The sequence below is a fragment of the Chitinophaga chungangae genome (assembly GCF_017742215.1).
GTDB lineage: Bacteria > Bacteroidota > Bacteroidia > Chitinophagales > Chitinophagaceae > Chitinophaga > Chitinophaga chungangae.
The window spans coordinates 130,882-154,000 of the sequence record NZ_JAGHKP010000004.1; the positions used below are offsets into that span (position 1 = coordinate 130,882).

Consider the following 23,119-nt stretch of genomic DNA (forward strand, 5'->3'; position numbering starts at 1 on the left):
TTTCTTTTTGTAATTGTATTATTTAATTATTAAATTGGCTCCTGCGGTTTTTACCGGTCAACCAAAAGCTGAATATTTGCCCCGCGGAAATCACCACACCGCACTACGGCAACCATTTAAAATGTAGGATCAGCATGTCTTCCAGGGAGTATGAAGAAATATTATTAGTGGACGCATTAAGGGAGAACGACGTTACGGCGTTCGACGCCCTGTACCGCCTGTATTTTCCTTCCGTATATGCCAACATCCTCCGCCTCGTGCGGGAACCTTCCGCTGCGCAGGACATTGTGCAGGAGGTATTTCTCCGTCTCTGGGAAAAAAGGCACACCCTGAAAGCCGGCTCCACCGCGGGCAACTGGCTGTTCGTGGTAAGCTACAACCGTTCCGTGAACCATCTTCGCACCGCGCTGCGCCAGCGTTTGCAGATGGAAGGTTTCGCCGGCCAGGCCGATATATGGGCCGCGAACGAATGCGATCAGATGGAACTGCAGCTGGAAATGCTCGAAAAAGCCATCGAACAGCTGCCGCCGCAGCGAAAAAAAGCGTTCCTGCTTTGTAAAATGGAAGGGAAAACCTACGCCGAAGCAGCATCAGAACTGCAGATCTCCCACAATACCGTAAAAGAACATATCTCCAAGGCCAGCCGTTTTATTCATGAATACGTGCGCCTGCAGCCCGAATGGCAAACCCTCGCCATAGGCCTGCCGCTTACCCTCGTTTATTTTTCCTGAAAAATTTTTCTTCCCCCGACCCCCCTTTTTATTTCCACCGGTGTATTTATTTCAAAAGGTACCTGATCTTGACGCAACCTGAACAATATCTCGAAGCGCTGCTCGCCAAAAAAGAATGGACGGACGAAGAATGCCGCTGGCTGCTGCATTACCTGGAACACACGCCCGCAGCTGAGTTGAAGGCTATGTTGCTGGAAGCGTTCCTGGAAAGGAACATTCCCGTGCCGGATGCCGCAGTACAGGAAAACATTCTTGCCCGCATTCATGCGCAGATGCAGCCTTTTCAGGAAACTAAAGTGGTGCCGATGCGCCGTTCCCGTAAATGGCTGGTGGCCGCGGCCATCGCGGGCGGCGTTGTGATCGCCGGCGGTGTGCTCCGCTTCAGCCTGCAACAGCGCGGCAACAACACACAGCCTTCCCTGGCCGTTGCGCTGCAGCATGGCGATATTGCGCCGGGCGGCAACAAAGCGCGGCTTGTGCTGGGCAACGGCAAATCCGTAGTGCTCGACCAGGCGGCAGACGGCGCCATCGCCAGCGAAGAAAATATCCGCAAACAGAACGAATCGCTGATCTACAAGGAGCCCGAAGCGCAGTTGCCGCAAATGTCCTACAACACACTCATCACGCCGCGGGGCGGTCAGTACCGCGTGCAGCTTTCAGACGGCACGAAAGTATGGCTGAACGCAGCCAGCAGCCTCGAATACCCTGTCGCCTTCAACGGCAGCGAAAGAGAAGTAAAACTGTCCGGCGAAGCGTATTTCGAAGTGGCCGCCGATGCTTTCAAGCCTTTTTATGTTACCATGAACGGTATGAAAGTGCAGGTACTGGGCACTGCTTTCAACATCAAAGCTTATGCAGACGAAAAGGAATTTACCACTACGCTCACATCGGGTGCCGTGCGGGTGATATCTTCCGGCAAACAGGTGACGCTGAAACCCGGCCAGCAGTCTACGTTTACGCCATCGTCTCTCGCGCTTTCGATGTCTGACGGCGATCCGGAAGGAGCCGTTGCCTGGAAAAACGGCATCATCAATTTCCGCAACGACGAGCTGAGCGCCGTGATGCGCGAACTGAGCCGCTGGTACGACGTTGATGTGGTGTACGACAACACCATGACCGGCAACATTCATGTTACGGGCGCCATGCACAAACAGGAAAACCTGTCGCAGGCGTTGAAAATACTGGAGCTGACGGCCAATGTACATTTTACGGTGGAAAGAAGGACCATAAAAGTCAGTCAATAAACAACCATTCATGACATCATCTGAACCGGCAGGGCCCTGCCTGTAAAGCCGGCCTATTTCCTAACTGAATTAACTGAACTTAAAAAAATACACATGTCGAACTACAGAATCAAGGTGCTGAAACACCTGCTGATTGTACTGCTGGCCGGGCTGCAATTCACGGCCCAGGCCAGGGTGCAGGATGTGCCGCTGAACGTGTCGGTAAACAACGCGAAGCTGGAAACGGTGTTTAAGATCATCCGCCAGCAAAGCGATTACCTGTTCATTTTCCGTGACGAGAACATGGCACGCGTGAAAAGCAGCATTACGCTGCAGATGCGCAACGCCACCATACAGGAAGTGATGGACCGCTGCCTGCAGGGCCTTCCGCTCACCTACCGCATTGTAGACAAAACGGTGATCCTGATGAAGCCGGAAGAAAAAGAAGAACAGCCGCAGGTAAAAAACATCAGCGTTTCCGGCGTAGTGCTCGACAACGAAAACCGCGAAGGCCTGCCCGGCGTGTCCGTTTCGGTGAAAGGCGCGTCCGGCGGAACGGTTACCGACGGCAACGGCCGCTTCCAGCTGGCCAATGTGCCCGAGCACGGCACGCTGGTATTTTCCTACATCGGCTTCACCACGCAATCCGTAGAAATAAAAGACGGCAAAAGCCTCACCGTTCTCCTGCAGCGCGAAAGCCGCTCCATGCAACAAGTGGTAGTGGTAGGTTACGGCACGCAAAAGAAAACGGAGCTTACCGGTTCCATCAGCACGTTTAAACCGGACGATCTGAATGCACGCCCGGTGCTGGGTCCTGATCAAATGTTGCAGGGCCGCATGCCAGGCGTGAACATTTCTTCCTCCTCGGGCATGCCCGGCGGTGCGCTGCGCGTGAGCGTGCGTGGTACGGGCTCGCTGAGCGCCAACAACGAACCGCTGTATGTGATAGACGGCGTGCCTATCATCCCGTACAACGCGGCCATTTTCAACTTCGGCGGCGAAATGAACCCGCTGGCGCAGCTGAACCCTGCAGACATCGCGTCGATCGAAGTGTTGAAAGACGCGTCTTCCGCCGCCATCTACGGCTCCCGCGCCACCAACGGCGTGGTGATCATCACCACCAAAAGCGGCCGCAAAGGAACCGGTCAGCTGAACGTAAATGCATGGACCGGTTTCAGCGAAGTGCCCAATCTCAGCAAAGTAAAAATGGCGGATTCAAAATTGTACCTGGAAGTGGCGAACGAAGCGATCGACAACTACAACCGGCAATATAATTACGAACCGGGCAACAGCAAATTTATTCCCGGCGTGGAGAACCCGTATCCCGGCCTGCCGGAGACCGACTGGATGAAACTAGTGCTGCGTAAAGGATGGTCGCAGAACCTGGACATTTCCGCGTCCGGCGGCAACGACAAAACGACGTATTACATTTCCGGCGGCGTGCTCAACCAGCAAGGCACCGTGATCTACAACGACCTGAAAAAATATACCGGCCGCATCAACCTCGTAAGCGAACCGCTGAAATGGCTGAAAACCGGTGTGAACCTGAGTTTCAGCTATTCAGACAACAACCGCGTGCCCGGCTCCAACCTCGGCTCTTCCGTGATGAGCAGGAGCCTGCCGCACCGCCCTTTCGACCGGCCGTATAAACCGGACGGAAGTTATTATGTGGGCGGCACGCCGGACCTCGTGTATCACAATCCCATCCAGATATTAAAAGAAGAAGTGGCCTCGCTGAAAAGTTACCGCATGCTGGGCAACGCTTTCGCGGAGATCCGTTTTTCGCCTTCTTTCACCTATAAATCTTCTTTCGGCACCGACCTCGGCCTTACGCACGATTACGTGTATTACAACCAGGCGCATCCTTACGGCACCGGCAACGGCAGGCTGATAGACGACCGCAGGTGGCTGACGAATATTCTCGTGGAAAACACGCTTACTTACACACACCAGTTCGGTGATGTAAAGCTCGACCTGCTGGGCGGTCATTCCTTTCAACGTGTAATGACCTCCACCAGCGGCATTGATGGCAACGGTTTCCCCGCGCCTTCGTTCGACGTGCTGCAGGCGGCTTCCGTGATCACCAGCGCCAACACCAACCTTTACGGCAACGCGATGGAATCTTATTTCGGCCGTGCCAACGTGGCATGGAAAGAAAGATATCTGCTGGGCGCTTCCATCCGTACAGACGGCTCTTCCCGCTTTTCCCCCGAGAACCGCTACGGGTATTTCCCGTCAGTGTCCGCCGGATGGCAGGTTTCCAAAGAACCGTTCTGGACGTTTACCGGCGCAGACCTGAAAGTGCGCGCCAGCTACGGCTCTACGGGCAACCAGGAAGGCGTGAGCAATTATGCGTACCAGTCGCTCACCGGCGGCGGTTACAACTACGACGGTAAAAGCGGCATCTCCATCACCGGTTTTGGCAACAACGATCTTACCTGGGAAAAAGCGAACCAGTTCGATGCGGGCATCGACCTGTCGCTGATGAAAAACCGCGTGAACCTTACGGTGGATTACTTCCTGAAAAACACGACCAACCTGTTGTACAATATGCCGATCCACGCCACATCCGGTTTTACCAGTCTTACCAGCAACATCGGCTCTATGCGAAACAAAGGCCTGGAAGTAGCTTTGGGAACGGATTTTCAATTCGGTGAACTGCAATGGCGCTCGGATTTTAATATTTCGTTTATCCGTAACCGTATTACTTCTCTCATTGGCAACAACGACGTGCTGTCTATCGGTTCCAACCGCGCATTGCAGGTGGGGTACGACATCGGCAGCATCTGGGTGTATAAAATGGTTGGCATTTTCCAGGACGACAAAGACGTGCCCGATCCCCTGAAAGCCATTGGCGTAAGGGCGGGAGATGTGCATTACGAAGATGTGGACGGCGACGGCAACATCGATATCAACGACCGCCAGATCGTGGGCAGCTCCAACCCCGATTATTTCGGCGGCTGGAACAACACGTTCCGCTTGCGCAATTTCGACCTCACAGTTTTCTTCAACTATTCGGTAGGCCAGGATGTGTATGCGACTTCGCGGATCACCGTAGAAAGGCTGGGGCAGAACGCCGTGAACAACATCGCCAGGGTAGCGGAAGACCGCTGGACGGGCCCGGGCACGAGCAACACTACACCACGCGCGATTTACAACCTTGCTTACAACCTGTACAATTCATCCCGCTGGATGGAAGACGGTTCGTTCCTGAGACTGCGCACGGTCTCTTTGGGGTACGAGCTGCCGCGCTCGCTGCTGCAACGCGCGCACATCAAGCGTTTACGCGTATATGCACAGGCGGATAACCTCTGGCTCTGGACGAAATACTCAGGTCTCGATCCGGAAGTATCTTCCAACCTCGATCCCCGTTTTATCGGGGAAGACAACCTTGTGTTGCCGCAGCCGCGCACTATCAACGTCGGCATAAACCTTAATTTCTAAACCGATGCAAACTATTGTTATGAAACGAACAGTGATGCCCTTCATACTCGTTGCATGTTGCCTGCTGGCATCGTGCAGTAAAATGCTGGACGTGAAATCGCATTCCGCGGTGGCCACCAACACCTTGTCGGAAGCCGACGTGGAAGCTTTCCTCACCGGTATTTACAACCGCATACAAAACGCGCCCGGCGCGGAATCCTATATTTCCTTCGACATTACGGGCGGCAACCTCATCAACGCGGGAGCCACTACGGACGGAGGTTTGAATACCTTCATCACCAACGTGCTGCGCCCGGAGAACGGTTTGATGTCCGCCGCATGGAACGGTTATTATTCCGCGCTTTTCCAGGTGAACAATTTGCTGGAAACGCTGGAAGGCATGCCCGACACGGAAAGGAAAAGCGAGATCGCCGGTATTGCGCATTTTTTCCGCGGTTATCTTTATTACAACCTGGTAACCCGCTGGGGCGGCGTGCCGGTGCTGCGGAAAAACACCACGGCGAGGGTAACGCGCAACACTGAAGCAGAAACCTGGGCGCTTATCGAAGAAGACCTGGCGGATGCGATCGAACATGCGCCTGCTTATACGTCCGGTCAATATTACCAGGTATCCAACATGGCCGCAAAAGCGCTGATGGCGCGGGTGAAACTGGCACAGGGGAAAAAACAGGAAGCCGGTCAGCTGGCGGAAGAAGTCATCAACAGCGGTTTGTTTTCGCTGGATGCATTTGAAAAAATATTCCGTGCCACGCAGAACACCGAAGAAATATTTTCATTCAAAAACCTCACCATCGAATCTTCCATCCGCGTGAGCACGCTGTTTTACACGTATGCGCATACGGTGAAAGGCAGTTATGTGTACAGGCCCACGCAGGAAGTGATGGATATGTTCACGGCGGGCGACAAACGCACGGCGATGTCTGTCGAAACGTTCCAGGGCCTTCGCGTGATCAACAAATACCCGAGCGGCCAGAGCGGAACAGACCCGCTGATCGTAGTGCGCCTTGGCGAGATGTATCTCATCAGCGCGGAAGCGAGGGGGCTGGCGGACGGGCTGAACAGGCTGAACGAGCTGCGCGCGTTCCGCGGGCTGGGTGCGATACAGCCTGCTTCTGACGACGATTACCTGGACGCGGTGCTGCTGGAAAGAAGGAAAGAACTGCTCGGCGAAGGTTTCCGTTGGTACGACCTGGTGCGCCTCAACCGTGCGGAATCCGATCTCGGCCTTGCCGCGCGTGAAAAAAAATACCCGCTGCCGATGAACGAGCTCGCGCTTAACGGCCTGCTGGAACAAAATGATGAATATTAAAACCGTATAAAGAAATTTTTATGTTGGAAAGATTAAAACTCATTCCCATACTGTTATTGCTCGCTGCCGCAAGCGTAAGCTGCGAGAAAGACAGCGTGGCCCAGGCCCCGGTGGTGACTATCGAAAGCCCGCTCACCCAAAGGATTGCCGACAGCGCGGGCGTAATAGCGCAGGTGTTTAACGACACCCTGTTTGAAGTAACGCCCGGCATTATGGAAACCGACATTCATTACCTGAGCACCGAAGGATATTCCATGCACGTGTTCATCCTTGAAATAGACACGAAACATCCCGGCCTGAAATTAAAAGCCGGCACGCCTTACAACGCCAGCGCCTACGCGATGCAAACCGTGCCCGACATGGCGAAGTATCTCGAGAACGGCAATACGAAAGTGATGGCCGCGGTGAATGCGGACTTCTTCAACACATCCACGGGCGAACCGCGCGGCATTTTTGTGAAAGACGGCAAGGTGATCAAAACCACCTGGGCCAACACACGCAGCGCGACTTTCATGGGCATCATGAAAAACGGGGAGATCGTGATCGGCGACCGTGCCGAATTCGCGGAAAAACAAAACGACCTCCAGGAAGCGCTCGGTGGCGGGCCCATGCTGGTGCGGGATAACCAGATACTCACGCAAACCGATCTCACCGTGGAGCCGCGTACCGGCATCGGCATGAACGCGCAGGGGAAGATGTATTTCATCGTGGTAGACGGCCGTAGTTTTTATTATTCCAACGGGATCACCATCACCAAATTGGGGCAGATGCTGAAAGCCTGCGGTTCCACCATCGCGATCAACGTAGACGGCGGCGGCTCCAGCACGTTTATGATCAAACATCCGCTGGCAGACGTATGGCAGGTGCGCAACCGCCCCAGCGACGGCACCAACAGGGCCGTGGGTAACGCGTGGATGATACTGGCCAATTAATTTCACCGTAACAGAACAAGACCATGAAACACATCATAACGGGATGTTTGCTGCTGGCGCTGTTTTTCAGCACCGGCTGCAACAAAGACGAAGATAAACAGCAGCCTGCCGGGCCGGTGGTAACCGCCATCTGGCCAAGTTCCGGCACTGCGGGCATTATCGTAACGCTAAAAGGAAAAAATTTCAGTTATGTGCGCGCGGAAAATAAAGTGCAGTTCAACGGGGCAGACGCGGTTGTGATAGAAGCCGCTTCCAACCAGCTGCAGGTGGTTAGCCCGGCCAGCGGCGCAACCGGGCCGGTAACGGTGGAAGTGGGGAACAATAAAACCCAGGGGCCGGTGTACGCGTATGTACCCGCCATGGAAGAATATATCGTGGAAACGTTTTCCGGAAGCACGGCAGGTTCGGTGGACGGGCCCGTTGCCACCGCGCTGTTCCGCAACCCGGAAGGCGTTGCGATAGACGCAAATGGAAGGCTGATCGTGACGGACAGGGGCAACAACCGCATCAGGATGATCGCCGGCGGAAATACGTCTGCCATTGCAGGCAACACCGCGGCAGGGTATACCGATGCCACGGGAGCGGCCGCGCAGTTCAAATTACCCTGGAAAGCGGCCGCGGACGCTGCAGGGAATATTTATGTGGCGGACCGTGATAATCACGCCATCCGCAAGATCACGCCGGCAGGTGAGGTAAGCACGCTCGCGGGCGGAAACGGCGCGGGATATGCTGATGGCGCGGGCGCCGCCGCGAAATTCAACCAGCCGCTGGACGTGGCCGTAGATGCGGCGGGGAATGTGTATGTGGCAGACAATCTCAACCACCGCATCCGTAAAGTAACGCCGGATGGTACCGTTACAACCCTTGCAGGCAGCTCAGCCGGGTTCGCCAATGGCACGGGCGCTGCCGCACAGTTCAAAAATCCCAGTGGGCTGGACATTGATAAAGATGGGAATATCCTGGTGGCGGACAGGCTCAACCACCGCATCCGCAAGGTAACGCCCGCCGGTGAAGTAACTGTCATTGCCGGCGACGGCAACACCGGCTACCGCGACGGCGATGCCGCGGGCGCGCGTTTTGCCGATCCGTACGGCATTTCAGGCGACAAAAACGGCAACATTTTTATCGCGGATCTGAATAATAATAAAATCCGCAAAGTAGATGCTGAGGGAATAGTAAGCACGATAGCCGGTACTGCTAAAGGATATGCGGACGGCGCGGGAGCGGCGGCGCAGTTCAACGGCCCGACCGACGTGTGTGTGGACGCAGACGGGGTTATCTACGTGGCGGACCTGACGAACCATTGCATCAGGAAGATCAGTTTGATGAAATAAAAAAAATCTCCGTATATCTGAACGTACGCAAATGGGGGCTTCGGCCCCTTTTGCTTTTCCGGGAAGTTTATTTCCGGAGTTGTTCCTGTATTTTTTTCGGCAGTTTATTTCTCACCAGTACATAGGATTCTTCCACCAGTTTCGCCAGTTCGTCCTTTTTAAGCGCGGAAGGTTTGCGCACGGCTACCCACATGTGTTTGGCCATGTACGGCGCGGGAATGATAAAAAAAGACATCCCGAAGAATCGGGATGTCGATTGAAAAACAGTGAACAATGAAATAGTCGCTGACTACTTCAAAATCTTTATTTTGATGCTGCGGAAACTCACGAAGTTACCATGGTCCTGCAGCAGGATATGTCCTTTTGGAGCGAGGCCGAAATCGGGGATCTTCGCGTATTTGCTGCGCGCAACGAGCGCTTTGTAAATATTGTCGCCGCGTACGTAGCTCACCACTTTATGCCCGTTCATCCAGTGTTCCACGCGGTTGTCTGGATACACCACCACGCGGCCGTGGTTCCACTCGCCAACCTTTTTGTGGGAAGCGTAGAGTTTGTAGGAGGGGATGAGGTCGTAGAGCGAACCTACTTTACGGTTGCCGGCGGCGCCCAGTTTGGCGTCCGGGTGTTTTTCATCGTCCAGCACCTGGTATTCCAGCCCGATGGCGGAGCCTTTGTTGCCTTCCGATTCCGTTACGAAATATTTCACGCCGCTGTTCGCGCCTTCGGTGAGTTTAAAATCAAACTCGAGGTCGAACGCGGAAAACTCTTCATCGGTCACGATGTCGCCGCCGTTGGTGCTTTCACCGCCGTTGGAGGGCTCTACGTTGAGGGTGCCGTCGGTGATATTCCAGCCTTTTTCGGGGAAAGTTTGTTTGTAAGCGCCGCGCCAGCCTTTGGTGGTGGAGCCGTCCCACAGGAGGCGGATGCCCTGGCGTTTTTCCTGTTCAGACAGGGTATTTGGGATATTATTTACCACATACACCGTGTCGTAGGGGGAATATTGGGAGGGCGCGGGATTTTCGATGATGCGGATGTTTCTCCAGCGGATGTTTTTACCGTTATCTTCCTGCTTTTTGCCAATGCCGTGCACCTGCAGGGCGATGAAGCCTTTGGGCAGTTCCGCGTCCACCACGTGTGCGGCGGCGATACCGTTAATATAGGTACGGATCTCGGAGCCGCGGCATTCGATGCGGTATTTGTTCCAGTCGTGGGCTTTGTAAGCGTTCTGCGCGCCGGGATTGAGGTCCAGCGGGTAAAGCCAGCCGCGGCGGCCTTCCTCGTAAATGCCACCGCTCCAGCGGCGGGGAGAGGGGTCTACTTCCATCTGGTAGCCGAATACACGGCCATTCTGGTATTCGGGTTTGCTTTGGCTGCGGAACTGGATGCCGGAGTTGAAGTCTTTGTCGAGCTTATATTCCACTTCAAAAATGAAATCGCCGTATTCTTTTTCGGTGGCCAGGAAGGAATTGGGCTCGCCCAATACGGTGGTGCCAACGATCTCTCCGTTCTTTGCCGCATAAATGGCTTTGCCGTTGAGTTGTTTCCAGCCTTTAAGGTCTTTGCCGTTGAAAAGGTTCTGCCACTTGCCCTGGGCGGAGGCGGCGGTGAGCCACAACAGCCCGCATCCGAGAAGGAAATACTTTTTCATGGAAATAAATTTGTATCAGTAAAGCCGCCGTTTGCAATCCGGGTGATGCGCGCCTGCTGCTTCCGGTTTTTGTTTTTTAGTTGACATATATTTTGGTAGGCGCCTTCCCGGCAGGCGCCGCACTAAGCCGTTATGCACCAGCAAGATGGCTGTAGGGGCTTCCAAGATAGAAAAATATCGCCAATATTTGCAAACGATTGCAAAAAGAATGTTAAGCGGGGTGGAAGGAGCTGTGAAGGGGAATGGTTACGGCTGTTCAGGCCGGGAAACTGACCAGAATCAGGAGAAAATATCGGGGCGGGTATTCCGGAATATCACTCCTTTACTTACCTTTGCAGCCAAAAATAAGGGGGCTGAACTCCTCTTATGTAAACCTTTTAATATATATGTCTGGACAGCTTAAAGAAGTTCGTAACCGTATTAAATCCATCCAGTCTACCCAGCAGATCACGAAAGCCATGAAAATGGTGAGTGCCGCGAAGCTGCGCCGTGCCCAGGATGCCATTTTGCAGATGCGCCCGTATGCCGAGAAGCTGCAGGAAATGCTGCAGAACATCGTGAGCAACAGCGAAGGCGATTTCGACATGGCGCTGGCTGCCAACCGCCAGGTGGAAAAGGTGCTGATCGTAGCGATCACTTCCGATCGCGGGTTGTGCGGTGCTTATAACTCCAACATTATCAAGCTGGCAAAACAGACCATCCGCGAAAAATACGCTGAACAGTTCGCCAAAGGCCACGTGGAGATCCTCCCTATCGGTAAAAAAGCCTGGGAGCATTTCACCAAAAACGGCTATAAAGTGAACGAAAGTTACTGGAGCCTGTTCACCCACCTCACCTTCGAGAACGTGAAAGCAGCTGCTTCCGTAGCCCTGGAAGGTTTCACCAAAGGCGAGTACGACGCGGTGGAGATCATCTACAGCGAGTTCAAAAACGCTGCCACCCAGCGTTTCAAAGCGGAGCAATTCCTGCCCATCGCAAAAGTGGAAAACCAGGGCGGCAAAACCCAGAAGGCAGACTTCATCTTCGAACCGGAAAAATCCACCCTGGTGGCCGAACTGATGCCGAAGATCCTCAATACCCAGTTCTTCAAAGCCGTGCTGGACGCGCACGCTTCCGAACATGGCGCGCGCATGACCGCTATGGACAAAGCGACAGACAATGCCGGCGAACTGCTGCGCAACCTGAAGATCGAATACAACCGCGCCCGCCAGGCGGCGATCACCACGGAACTGACCGAGATCGTGAGCGGCGCCGCGGCCCTGATGGGTTGATCTTATTCACAAATAATCAACAGCACATTTTTTATATTTCTGAAAGAATGTCAAAGGTCTTATTTTCGGCCTTTGACATTTTTTTTCAGACAAACCAGCGTCCATGGAAATTTCCCAGCTCATTCCGCATGTAGAAGCACTGATCTTTGCCGCAGACCGGCCCCTGCCGGTAGCCGACATCCTCGAGCTGCTCAACAACGCCCTGGCCTTCCTGGAAGACCGGGCCACACAGGAACAGGTGGAAGCCGCCATTGAAGCCATCCAGGAGAAATATAATTCCGAATTCTACGCGTTCAGCGTGCGTGAAAGCGGCGGAGGGTACCAGTTCCTGACCAAAAAGGATTATTACCAGACCGTCGCCCAGCTGAATGGCGAAAAATTCCTGAAACGCCTGTCTACCGCCGCGCTCGAAACGCTGGCGATCATCGCTTACAAACAGCCCATTTCCAAGGGGGAAATCGAACATATCCGCGGCGTCAGCACCGATTATTCCATCACCAAACTGCTGGAAAAAGAACTGATCGTGATCTCCGGCCGCAGCGAGGATTTGCCCGGGAAACCGCTGCTGTACTCCACTTCCAAGGCTTTTATGGATTATTTCGGCATCAATTCGCCGGCAGACCTGCCGAAATTGAAGGAAGTGTTCGAGGAAGATTTTGTGCCGCCCACGCAGCTTACGCTGGACAGCAATACGGAGGAACTGCGGGTAGACGATGAGCAGGCCGGCGAAGAAGGCCACCTGGTTATTTCAGAAACCGGGGAGCTCACCGAAACTACCACGATCATGATGGACGAGGAACCGACGGAAGAACATACCGCTGAAAACGCGTACGAAGCGCAGGCCGATACAGAGAAAGAGGTGGAAGGCGAAGCCGCTGCAGGCGAACCGGAAAGCGGTGAAGATATGGATGCCCCCGAAGCTGCTGTGGGTGAGGTTTCGGAGGGGATTGAGGGGGAAGATGAAGAAGGAACAACCGAAGTAGAAGAGGAAGAAACAACTGAACCGGAAGAGGAAACTTCAGAACCCGAAGCATCTGCAGAAATCGAAAAAGAGAACGAAGAAGAAGAGGATGTGGAGAGTGAGGATGATGGCGATGATGATGAGGGCGATGAAGATGAAGAAAACGAAGACGATGATGAGGAGAGTGAAGATGAAGAAGAAGATGATGGTGAGGAGGAGGAAGAAGAGGACAGCGAAGATGATGAAGACGACGACGAGGAAGAAGATGATGAGGAGGGAGATGAAGAAAATGACGACGAGGATGAAGAGGACGACGAAAACAAAAAATAACATTTTGATAAAAAAGCCGGGAACCAAAGCCCGGCTTTTTTCTTGCGGCAACCTATGTCAATCCTTCATCAATTACGATAATTCATATTCATTTTCAAACGCTCTTTTTCCGTAAATTCCATATCATAAAATCTTGCGAAAATGATCACACAAAAAGCCGACGGTACCGCCGGGATAACGTTTGAAACCCTGCAGCACCTCCGTGAAGAAGACTATCGCAGCATGCTGCAAACACTCGCCGCCGCCGCCCAGGGAGAAGAGGAAGACGAAGCGGATGAAGACGAGGACGAAGAGGACGAATTGCTCGAATTTGAAGAAGATGCATACGACGATGACGACATCGAAAAAGAAGACGATTTAGAAGAAGAGATCGAGGGTGCGGACGACCGGCTCAACGACGACGAAGACGACGGGGGATGAATAGATCTATTCATCCAGCCGTTTAGCCGTTCCTCCCCTGTCGCCCTTGTGGATCTTCATTGAAACCCCTTTCCCCGTTGCATCTGTGATAAAACAAGTTTCAAAGTCCGTGTCTTCTTTCAAAAAGAAGCACGAGGGGCTTGTTGCGCACAGTGTTGAACGCGGGCCATTCTCGGGATAGGCCGCCAGTTCGCCGTTTTCCAGCACGATATGGATCTTGAGATCCTTTTCCTCCAGCAGGTACGTACCGGTATATTTGCGCAGGAGGGCCGTGTCCAGCTGTATCGTCGTTCTGACTACAGGCACCTGGTAAGGTTTGTTGTACAGGATGGCGAAGAGCTTATTCGTGATACCGTCTAATGAAAAAGTTTCGGAATTACTGAGCAGGATAACGCAGGCATCGTCTTCCTGCACACGCACGAAATTGCTCCTGAAGCCCCAGATACCGCCGCTGTGGCCGTTGGTGGGTTTGCCCTGCAGGCTGTCGTTCATCCAACCATAGCCGTATTTGTCTTTCTTAGGCATGCTTATTTCCTGCCATCCTGCGGGGCTTACAATAGCATATTTTGTCAGTCCTTCATGCCAGCGGAAAAGATCGCCGGCCGTTGTGTAAATAGAGCCCGCGGCAAAAGAAACGGAAGAATCCACGATGGGCGTCTTTACCGTCCAGGCGCCGGTTGAATCGGCGGCGTAACCTGTCGCTTTATGCTGATCTTCCAGGCGCGCGAAATCGAAACCGCTGTGATGCATGCCCAGCGGGCGGAATACGTAGTGCCGCATCGCTTCGTCGTATCGTTTGCCCGTCACTTTTTGAATAATGTAGCCAAGCAGCATATAACCGGAGTTGCTGTAATTCCAGCCCGTACCCGGTGCGAAATCCCGCGGCTCGTTGCGGAAAAGCGCCAGCATTTCCTGTTCCGTGGCGGGTTTGGCGGCTTTTTGCAGCATAAAGTCCCTGTTCATCGTGTAGTTGAAGATACCCGAAGTATGCGAAAGCAGCTGGGCAATGGTAATGCTGTCTCCACCGGGATAGTCGGGGTAATATTTACTGAGCTTGTCTTCCAGCGAAAGTTTTTTCAATTCCGCCAGTTTCATTACCAGTGTGCCGGTAAAGGTTTTGGTGACGGAAGCAGCCTGGTAGATGCTGTTGATGTCGTTGGGAATATGTTTTTCAATATTCCGCCAGCCGTAACCTTTCTGCAAAATGATCTTTCCATGAAGCGCTACGAGCGCGGTGCCGTTGAAATTGTTCTGCGCGGCATAGGCCTGCAGCAAAGTGTCTGCCTTCGCCTGTTTCAGGAGTAGGTCCGCCTCGGATGCGGACTGGCAGCGGCCGGTAAGGAACGGGAGGGTGACGAGAACGGCGAAAAGGGTTTGTTTAAGCATAGATGGGGGGCTTTTTCAACAAGGTCTTCAAAATTAAAATTCCCGCATCTCAAAATGTGACGAACAACGTCGAATCTGGTTTGAATTGCCCGGAATCTTGTATGCCACATGTTGGCGCAAGTCTTGTGCGCAGGCACTGTGGGTGAGTTGACTTGTGCCTGGCCGCGGCACCGCAGGCGCATAGCTGGTATCGCCGGCAAACTGAAAGTGCAGGTAAATCCACGCGCGGGGAGAAGAAGATGTGATCATAACCCGTCGGGTGAACGGCTACGTCAGGTTTTCGATCACGCTGGCGAAAATGCCGCTCAGCACTTTGTCCGCCTTGCCCGCCACTGCAATGATCTCCGCGATGGACACCGGTTCCAGGTGATCGGGATCGCATTCGTCTGTTACGACGGACACGGCGGCGCAGGGCAATCCTGCCTGGTTGGCCACGATCACTTCCGGCACGGTGCTCATGCCTACGAGATCGGCGCCGATCATGCGCAGGAAGCGGTATTCGGCGCGCGTTTCAAGATTAGGGCCCATCACCGCCGCGTACACGCCTTCGTGCAGCGGCTTGTTATGCTGTATGGCGGCGGCTTTCAGCTTTTCGCCGAGCGTGGGGCTGTAGGGCCGGCTCATATCGGGGAACCTCGGGCCGAATGCAGGATCGTGCGGGCCGCGGAGCGGGTTTTCGGGTTGCAGGTTGATGTGGTCGTTCAGCAAAACAAGATCGCCCTTTTTGTAAGCCGTATTCATGCTGCCCGCCGCGTTGCTGAGCAGCAAATGTTGTACGCCGAAGGCCTTCATGATGCGGATGGGAAAGGTGATCTGCTGCATGGTGTAGCCTTCGTAATAATGAAAGCGGCCCTGCATGGCGATCACGGGCGTTTTGCCGATGAAGCCGTATATCAGTTGGCCTTTATGCGTTTCCACGGTAGATTCCGGGAAGTGCGGGATATTGCCGTAAGGAATGCTTTTTTTGATGTCGATAAGACGGACCAGTTCGCCGAGGCCGGTGCCGAGCACGATGCCTGCGACGGAATTCTCAAAGCCCTGCTGGCGCAGGTATGCGGTGGTTTCTGAAAGCTGTGGCTGTAAAGTCATGCTGCAAATAAAAGAAATAAAAAAGGAAAGAGCGCGCTCTTTCCTTTTTCGTTTATCCTTTGATCTCTTTGATCTTTATATTTTTCCAGCGCACCTTGATGCCGCCGCCGGAGTGGATCTGCAGCGCGATCTGGCCGCCTTTTGCGCCGATCTTTTCGTCGTCGAGCGTGATCATTTCCACGCCGTTGAGATAGGTGGTCACGTTATTGCCTTTTACGACAACCCTCATGGTGTTCCATTCGCCCATTTTCAGGTTTTTATCTTTTTCGGCTGCGGGTTTGATCAGCCAGCCGCGGCCGTAAGATTCATAAATGCCGCCGGTGTTGCTGCCCGGGGGCGCTACTTCCGCCTGCCAGCCTGCAATTTTGGTGCCTTCCAGGGAAGAGTGGAAAAACACGCCGCTGTTGCCGTTGGCTTCCTGTTTAAAATCGACGGTGAGCTCGAAATCTTTGAAGGTCTTGTCTGTAGCGAGATAGCCGTATTCTTTATCGGGCCCGCTTTCACAGATCAGTTCGCCTTTTTCTACATACCATTTTTCGGTCCCGTGGACTTTCCATCCGTCGAGGTTCTTACCATTAAAGAGTTTTTGCTGCTTTTGTGCGAAGGCGGTGCTGATGGAGAGCATCCCGAACACGGCCAGCGTAAGCCATCTTTTTTTCATCTTACCGTAGTTTTGTGGAGAGGAAAGATAGGGAAAAATGCCGGCAAAAAAGAAACGCCGCAGCACGGATGTACTGAGGCGTTTAGTATGTTGGAATGAAAATTATCTTGCCACGTTCACAGCCCTGCGCTCGCGGATCACGGTTACCTTGATCTGGCCGGGGTATTGCATGTCGTTCTGGATCTTGTTGGCGATCTCGAAGCTGAGGCGGTCCGCATCGTTGTCGGTCACCTTTTCACTTTCCACGATCACGCGCAGTTCGCGGCCCGCCTGGATGGCGTAAGCTTTTTCGACGCCGTCGTAGCCCATGGCGAGGTTTTCGAGGTCTTTGATCCGCTGCAGGTAGCTCTGCATGATCTCGCGGCGGGCGCCGGGGCGGGCGCCGCTGATGGCGTCGCAGGCCTGCACGATGGGGGAGATCACGTAGGTCATTTCCATTTCGTCGTGGTGCGCGCCGATGGCGTTCACAATGGCGGCATGTTCGCCGTATTTTTCAGCCAGTTTCGCGCCGAGAAGGGCGTGGCTCAGTTCAGATTCTTCGTCGGGCACTTTACCAATATCGTGCAACAGGCCGGCGCGTTTGGCGAGTTTGGGGTTGAGGCCCAGCTCGGCGGCCATTACGGCACAAAGGTTAGCGGTTTCTTTGGAGTGCATCAGCAGGTTCTGGCCGTAGGAAGAACGGAAGCGCATTTTACCGACCATGCGCACCAGTTCTTTGTGCAGGCCGTGAATGCCCATTTCTATCACCGTGCGTTCGCCGATCTCCATTACCTGTTCTTCCAGCTGGCGTTTGGTTTTCTCCACTACTTCCTCGATACGGGCGGGGTGGATACGACCGTCCTGCACAAGGCGCTGGAGGCTGAGGCGCGCGATCTCGCGGCGCAGCGGGTCGAAGGAAGACAGTACGATGGCCTCGGGGGTATCGTCTACGATCAGGTCCACGCCGGTAGCGGCTTCGATGGCGCGGATGTTACGGCCTTCGCGGCCGATGATCTGGCCTTTGATCTCGTCGCTTTCCAGGTTGAACACGGTAATGGCGTTCTCGATGGTCTGCTCGGCGGCGGTGCGCTGGATAGACTGGATGATGATCTTTTTGGCTTCTTTATTGGCTTTGGTCTTGGCTTCTTCGATGATTTCCTGGATGTGGCCGAGGGCTTGTGTGCGGGCCTCTTCCTTCAGGCTTTCGATCAGCTGGTGGCGCGCTTCTTCCGCAGTGAGGGCGGCTACTTTTTCAAGACGGCGGATGTGCTCTTCCTGGTGTTTTTCCAGTTCGGAACGTTTGATGTTCACGAGCTCTATCTGGCGGGCGAGGTTTTCCTTGATGGCTTCATTTTCGGTAACCTGCTTCTGGATGTTGTCGTTTTTCTGGTTGAGGGATTGTTCTTTCTGTTTGATGCGGTTCTCGGATTCCGTGATCTTCTGGTTGCGCTGCATCACCTCTTTTTCGTATTCAGACTTCAGTTGCAGGTATTTTTCCTTGGCTTCCAGCAGTTTGTCCTTTTTCAGGTTTTCCGCGCTGAGCTGCCCTTCGGAAATGATCCTTTTGGCCTGTTCTTCTGCTTCCTGGATTTTTATTTTGGTGTTTTTAGCGAATATTATTTTTCCGAGTATTATTCCTACCGCGAGCGCTACCGCGCCCGCGACTATAACCATGATGGATTCAGTCATATCTCAATATTTAATAGTATTTATAATTACGTCCCTGGCCCGTTTCACGCGAAAGGGCTAGAGCCGACCCGCGAAAATAACAAAAAAATAGCAGCAAAGCACAGGGACCTTGTGATAATGAATAATTTATGGATGCTAAACGTTGCAGGGGAGGGCTATTTAAGCTGCTCATCCAGCAGATTGTCAAGGTGTTGCAGTTTTTCACGAAGGAAAGGAGCTACCCCTGCCTGGGCCTTTCCGCCGCTCGTGGCGGGATGTGTGGCGTACATGATCAGCGCCATGGCGATATAGTCCTGGATGTCTTTCCCGGCATAGGCGGCCTTAAACTCGATGATCTTTTCGTTCACTTCTTTCATCACTCTCCGTACATCCTCCTCTTCTTCAGCCCGGATCTTGATCCGGTAGGTGCGGTCGGCTACGACGATATTAACGGGTATTAGCGGTTCCATTGTATTTGCTCGGTTGTTGGTGTTGTTACAAATGTAACAAAAGCGGGCAGACCCGGAAGTGGAAAAATAATTGCGGGGTTTTTGCACAAATATGGGATTATTATGTTTATAATTGACAAAAATGTACGATTTCGTAAATCTTGATTCTGGTAATCTCATTATGAGAATAAACCAATCATGGCTGGAAAAATTTCACGAAGGCACGTGCACAAATGTCAATTAAAAACTTATCTTTGTTATGAACTCAAAGCCAGACAAGGCCAGGGCAGGCGCCGGCAAAAAGGCCACAAGCGCCCGCAGGCCTGTAACAGACGGGCACGAAATGCTGGTGTCTTATGAATCGATCGTAAAAATGCAAAGGGTGTTGTATACGAAGAAGATCGAAGTAGTAAAAGCAGGCATTTCCAAAGAACAGCTTACCCGTCTCAAAGAAATCTTTGAACTCGATTACGATACGCTGAGCTCCCTGCTCATAGTAACCAACCGCTCCCTTCACCTCAAAAAAGGGAAAGATATCCTGAGCAGGAACGTCAGCGACCGTATTATCGCCATTGCCGACGTGTTCAGCCTCGGGTACAACGTTTTCAACAGCAGGGAACTGTTCCACCGCTGGCTGCGCCAACCCTCCCGCGACCTGGGCGGCGTGCAGCCGCTTTCGCTCCTCGATACCATTACCGGTATGGAAGAAGTGAAGCAGCAATTGCTGCGGATGGAAAATCATTCATAGAAATCACTTGTATGAAATTATACAGACTGGTCAAAGAAGACCGTTGCGGCAACCTCGGCGCAAGCGGACTGGCAGACCGTTGGAATTTCGCAACGGACCCCTGCCTGCACGTCAAGGACCATCCCGCCATGTGCCTCGTGGAAAGCGACCTGGTCACGGGCCTGTTCACCGTGCCCGACGGGTACATGATAGAAGAGCTGGATGTGCCGGACAGTATTGCCTATATCGGTGAAGAACGCCTCCCCGACGGGTGGGACGCATTTCCCTTCGGGTTCGAGACCCGCGAATTCGGGTCCGCATTGCTGCAAAAAGCGGAAACGCTGGTGCTCGCCTTTCCATCACCTGAAATGGCCCACCAATGGAATTACCTGGTCAACCTGCGGCATCACAAGGTGAATGAAATTAAAATCATCAGGCATTATCCCCCCAACCGCAGGAACCAGCCCCTTTCCAAAATGTAAACGGCTTTCCCCGGCCGGGAAAAACGGCCCGTATGTGCGGGATCGGAATAAAAAACGGATTTGAAATGGACCGGGCTGTCAGGAGTTCAGCAGCGCAATACAACGGTCTATCTCCCGGATATAATCATTGATCTTGCCCCTGACCTCTTTGCGGAACGCGTCTTCCTCTTCGGAAAGACCGTTGCCCTGCTGCGTCATCGTGGCAATTTTCGCCAGTTTCAGTTTTTCATCCAAAGCTTCGATGGTCTGCTGCTGCTGCGTCAGCTCGTCCTGCTGCTGCTGCACCTGCTCACGGAGCAATACATTGTCCGCCTGCGACTGCTGTAATTTTTTAAACAGCTGCTGCAGCTTGTCTTCGATGCTTTGTATGTACTGTTCGATCTCCATTTATTTGCGGATTTCCGCCTGTAATTGTGATTCGAAGGCTTTTACCAGTTTGTTCATCAGGGCATCCGTTTCCTGGTCTGTCAGCGTTTTCTGCTTGTCCTGGAAGGTGAAGCTCACGGCGTAAGACTTTTTGCCCGCGCCCAGTTTCTCGCTTTCAAAAACGTCGAACAGGTTGATATGTTGCAGGAGGGATGTTTTAACGGAACGCGCCGCCGCTTCCACCGCAGCGAAAGTTACGGATTTGTCCAGTACCAGCGCCAGGTCCCTGCGCACCGCCGGGAAGCGGGGGATCTCTTCGTAGAAGGAATCTTTGGTCTGCAGCTGTTTCAGGATCTCTTCCCAATAAAAATCCGCATACCAAACCGGTTGTTTGATGTCGAATTCCTTCAGTTTCTGCGGCGTTACGCCGCCGGCTACCGCTACGGTTTTCCCGTTCACGGCGATCTCGAAGGCGGGCTGCAGCCCGTGGATGTTGGAGGCGGTCATCTGCGCGGCGGGCAGCGCCAGCTGCTGCAGGATGTTGCCGGTAAAACTTTTCAGGTCGTAAAAATCCACCGGCTGGCTTTTGTGCATCCAGTTTTCGGGGAGTTTCTGCCCGGTGAGGTAAAGGCTCAGATGCGCCGTTTCCGGGTATTGGCCTACTTCTTCCTTGCGGTAAGTTTTACCGAACTCGAAGAACAGGAGATCTTCGTTGCGGCGGTTCAGGTTATAGGCGATGCGCTCCAGGCCGGTTTCCAGCATGGAAGGGCGCATCACGTCCAGGTCGGAAGTGAGGCTGTTGAGCATCGTCACCATGGAGTCCTGGTCGAGATGTTTGTAATACTGGCTGTTGGTGATGGAGTTGGTGAAGATCTCGGAAAAGCCGTTGGAGGCGAGGTAATCCGCGATCTTTTCTTTCACGCGTTCTTTGTCCGGCTGCGCCTGGCGGCTGGGCACCATCCGCACGAAATCGGGGATGGGGATATTGTCCAGCCCGTCGATGCGCATGATCTCTTCCACGATATCCGCCGGGATGTTGATGTCCGGCTTATGCAGCGGCGCGGTTACACGCAGTTCCTTTTCATTGTCGGAATGAACGGTGAAACCGAGGCTGCAAAGGATGTTCTTCACTTTTTCGGGCGCATAATGGTGGCCGCTGAGGGTATCGATATAAGCGTAAGTGATGTCGATATGTTTTTGCGGCGCGGGCGTCGGGTAGTTGTCTGTTACCTCTGAAGCGGGTGCGCCGTGCGCCAGTTCGTTGATCAGCGCTACGGCTCTTTCGAGGGCGAAAGGCGCCAGGCTGATGTCGAGCCCTTTTTCGAAACGCACGGCGGCGTCTGTACGCAGGCCGTGGCGCATGGAGGTTTTACGGATGCCGGTGGCGCTGAAGAAGGCGCTTTCCAGGAAAATATTGGTGGTTTCGTTCTTCACGCCGGAATGGAGACCGCCGAACACGCCGGCGATACACATCGGGTTGTTCTCACCGTCGCAGATCATCAGGTCGCCTTCGTCCAGCTTGCGTTCCTTGCCGTCGAGGGAAAGGAACGGGGTGCCGGTGGGCAGGTTCTGGATCACGACTTTGCCGCCTTTTATCTGGTCTGCATCAAAAGCATGCAGCGGCTGGCCGGTTTCGTGAAGCACATAATTAGTGATGTCTACGATATTGTTAATGGGCCTTATGCCGATGGCCTGCAGGCGGTGCTGCATCCAGGCGGGGGACTGGCCTACTTTTACGCCGGTGATGCTCTGGCCGCAATAACGGGGGCAGGCTTCGGTGTTTTTCACTTCAACGCCTATGTTCAAAGGCTGCGAAGCTTTGGTGGCGGCATGAATGCCGGGCTTGCGCACGCTGTAAACGGCCGTGTTTTCCTGGTTGTTGAGAAAGGCGCAAACGTCGCGGGCCACGCCCATGTGGCTCATGGCGTCCATATGATTGGGAGTGAGACCGATCTCGAATACATGGTCCTGCGCGGGCTGGAACAGCTCGCGGGCCGTGGTGCCGGGTTTCAGGGACGGGTCCAGTACCAGGATGCCGTCGTGGCCGGTGCCAAGGCCTATTTCATCTTCGGCGCAGATCATGCCGAAGCTTTCTTCGCCGCGGATCTTGGCTTTTTTCATGGTGAGGGGTTCGCCGCCGGTGGGATAAATGGTGACGCCGATGGGCGCTACCACTACTTTCTGGCCGGCCGCCACGTTGGGCGCTCCGCATACGATAGACAGCGGTTCGCCGCCGCCGATGTTCACCTTCGTTAAACGGAGCTTGTCTGCATTGGGGTGCTGTTCCACGCTCAATACTTCACCGATCACCAATCCTTCCAGGCTGCCTTTCACGCTTTCAAACCGCTCGAGGCTTTCCACTTCAAGGCCGATGGCCGTTAAGATCACAGAAAGTTCCTCCGGCGTCGGTTTTACCGGTAAATAGTCACATAGCCAGTTGTACGAAATAGTCATTGTAAGCTCCTTGTATTATCCTGCCCGATACGTTAGTATCGATTTAAATTTGTGAAAATCAATTATTTGAATCACTTTTGCACGCTTCGTACAGTCGTGATTGTGCCGCGTAAAGTTAACAACTTCTGCTGTACGGCAACGGGGAATTTTCCCAAACAAAATGTGGAAAATCTTTTTGCACAAAAAATGTGAATAATCGGAACTTTGCTATGGATTTTGTGCCGATTTGGTGGATAACCCGGTGCAAAACAGTGG

The 23,119-nt window shown here is 53.5% G+C and carries 20 protein-coding genes; 11 read left to right on the plus strand and 9 right to left on the minus strand.

The window, feature by feature from the left end; translation table 11 throughout:
- The first annotated feature begins 134 nt into the window (after nucleotides 1-134).
- The 6 genes from J7I43_RS20280 to J7I43_RS20305 all read left to right on the plus strand — a co-directional run bounded on the left by J7I43_RS20280 (nucleotide 135) and on the right by J7I43_RS20305 (nucleotide 8,973).
- Complete coding sequence (locus tag J7I43_RS20280) at nucleotides 135-731, plus strand: RNA polymerase sigma-70 factor (RefSeq protein WP_209147690.1); 597 nt, start codon at nucleotides 135-137, stop codon at nucleotides 729-731.
- A gap of 68 nt (nucleotides 732-799) precedes the next feature.
- Nucleotides 800-1,975 (plus strand): FecR domain-containing protein, encoded by a 1,176-nt coding sequence (locus J7I43_RS20285; protein ID WP_209147691.1) that lies wholly within the window; start codon nucleotides 800-802, stop codon nucleotides 1,973-1,975.
- A 93-nt stretch (nucleotides 1,976-2,068) separates the two neighbouring features.
- A complete protein-coding gene (locus J7I43_RS20290; protein WP_209147692.1) occupies nucleotides 2,069-5,398 on the plus strand; it encodes a TonB-dependent receptor in 3,330 nt (1,109 codons plus the stop codon).
- Between the two features lie 19 nt (nucleotides 5,399-5,417).
- A complete protein-coding gene (locus J7I43_RS20295; RefSeq protein ID WP_209147693.1) occupies nucleotides 5,418-6,707 on the plus strand; it encodes a RagB/SusD family nutrient uptake outer membrane protein in 1,290 nt (429 codons plus the stop codon).
- 20 nt (nucleotides 6,708-6,727) lie between these two features.
- The gene (locus J7I43_RS20300) at nucleotides 6,728-7,639 is read left to right on the plus strand and encodes a phosphodiester glycosidase family protein (RefSeq protein WP_209147694.1); all 912 of its coding nucleotides are present in this window, start codon (nucleotides 6,728-6,730) and stop codon (nucleotides 7,637-7,639) included.
- A gap of 23 nt (nucleotides 7,640-7,662) precedes the next feature.
- Nucleotides 7,663-8,973, plus strand: a complete 1,311-nt coding sequence (locus J7I43_RS20305; protein WP_209147695.1) for an IPT/TIG domain-containing protein — start codon at nucleotides 7,663-7,665, stop codon at nucleotides 8,971-8,973.
- A 67-nt stretch (nucleotides 8,974-9,040) separates the two neighbouring features.
- Here the strand turns inward: J7I43_RS20305 and J7I43_RS20310 are convergent, their stop codons facing one another.
- Nucleotides 9,041-9,208: an MmcQ/YjbR family DNA-binding protein gene (locus tag J7I43_RS20310; protein WP_209147696.1), complete on the minus strand. Its 168-nt coding sequence runs from the start codon at nucleotides 9,206-9,208 to the stop codon at nucleotides 9,041-9,043.
- Between the two features lie 54 nt (nucleotides 9,209-9,262).
- Nucleotides 9,263-10,621: a 3-keto-disaccharide hydrolase gene (locus J7I43_RS20315; protein WP_209147697.1), complete on the minus strand. Its 1,359-nt coding sequence runs from the start codon at nucleotides 10,619-10,621 to the stop codon at nucleotides 9,263-9,265.
- 386 nt (nucleotides 10,622-11,007) lie between these two features.
- Here J7I43_RS20315 and atpG point away from each other — a divergent pair, with 386 nt between their 5' ends.
- From atpG to J7I43_RS20330, 3 genes are all read left to right on the plus strand, one after another.
- Nucleotides 11,008-11,892, plus strand: a complete 885-nt coding sequence (gene atpG / locus J7I43_RS20320) for an ATP synthase F1 subunit gamma (RefSeq protein WP_209147698.1) — start codon at nucleotides 11,008-11,010, stop codon at nucleotides 11,890-11,892.
- A gap of 103 nt (nucleotides 11,893-11,995) precedes the next feature.
- Nucleotides 11,996-13,183: an SMC-Scp complex subunit ScpB gene (gene scpB, locus J7I43_RS20325; protein WP_209147699.1), complete on the plus strand. Its 1,188-nt coding sequence runs from the start codon at nucleotides 11,996-11,998 to the stop codon at nucleotides 13,181-13,183.
- 141 nt (nucleotides 13,184-13,324) lie between these two features.
- Nucleotides 13,325-13,603, plus strand: a complete 279-nt coding sequence (locus J7I43_RS20330; protein ID WP_209147700.1) for a hypothetical protein — start codon at nucleotides 13,325-13,327, stop codon at nucleotides 13,601-13,603.
- Nucleotides 13,604-13,609: 6 nt separating this feature from the next.
- On the opposite strand, the gene J7I43_RS20335 is transcribed toward J7I43_RS20330, so the two are convergent.
- The 5 genes from J7I43_RS20335 to J7I43_RS20355 form a co-directional block, all read right to left on the minus strand.
- Entirely contained in the window at nucleotides 13,610-14,989 is a 1,380-nt protein-coding gene (locus J7I43_RS20335) for a serine hydrolase domain-containing protein (protein ID WP_209147701.1), read from the minus strand.
- A 267-nt stretch (nucleotides 14,990-15,256) separates the two neighbouring features.
- A complete protein-coding gene (locus tag J7I43_RS20340; protein ID WP_209147702.1) occupies nucleotides 15,257-16,078 on the minus strand; it encodes a purine-nucleoside phosphorylase in 822 nt (273 codons plus the stop codon).
- Nucleotides 16,079-16,130: 52 nt separating this feature from the next.
- A complete protein-coding gene (locus J7I43_RS20345; RefSeq protein WP_209147703.1) occupies nucleotides 16,131-16,739 on the minus strand; it encodes a 3-keto-disaccharide hydrolase in 609 nt (202 codons plus the stop codon).
- A 102-nt stretch (nucleotides 16,740-16,841) separates the two neighbouring features.
- Entirely contained in the window at nucleotides 16,842-18,407 is a 1,566-nt protein-coding gene (rny, locus tag J7I43_RS20350) for a ribonuclease Y (protein ID WP_209147704.1), read from the minus strand.
- A 155-nt stretch (nucleotides 18,408-18,562) separates the two neighbouring features.
- Nucleotides 18,563-18,856, minus strand: coding sequence for a cell division protein ZapA (locus tag J7I43_RS20355; RefSeq protein ID WP_209147705.1), 294 nt, complete (start codon nucleotides 18,854-18,856; stop codon nucleotides 18,563-18,565).
- Between the two features lie 238 nt (nucleotides 18,857-19,094).
- Between J7I43_RS20355 and J7I43_RS20360 the strand changes: the two genes are divergently transcribed.
- Together J7I43_RS20360 and J7I43_RS20365 are read left to right on the plus strand one after the other, a co-directional pair.
- Entirely contained in the window at nucleotides 19,095-19,583 is a 489-nt protein-coding gene (locus J7I43_RS20360; RefSeq protein WP_209147706.1) for an antitoxin Xre/MbcA/ParS toxin-binding domain-containing protein, read from the plus strand.
- A gap of 11 nt (nucleotides 19,584-19,594) precedes the next feature.
- Complete coding sequence (locus J7I43_RS20365; RefSeq protein WP_209147707.1) at nucleotides 19,595-20,044, plus strand: RES family NAD+ phosphorylase; 450 nt, start codon at nucleotides 19,595-19,597, stop codon at nucleotides 20,042-20,044.
- Between the two features lie 78 nt (nucleotides 20,045-20,122).
- Here J7I43_RS20365 and J7I43_RS20370 read toward each other — a convergent pair whose 3' ends face one another.
- Nucleotides 20,123-20,431, minus strand: a complete 309-nt coding sequence (locus J7I43_RS20370) for a hypothetical protein (RefSeq protein WP_209147708.1) — start codon at nucleotides 20,429-20,431, stop codon at nucleotides 20,123-20,125.
- A complete protein-coding gene (gene pheT / locus J7I43_RS20375; protein WP_209147709.1) occupies nucleotides 20,432-22,864 on the minus strand; it encodes a phenylalanine--tRNA ligase subunit beta in 2,433 nt (810 codons plus the stop codon).
- Nucleotides 22,865-23,119: the final 255 nt, after the last annotated feature.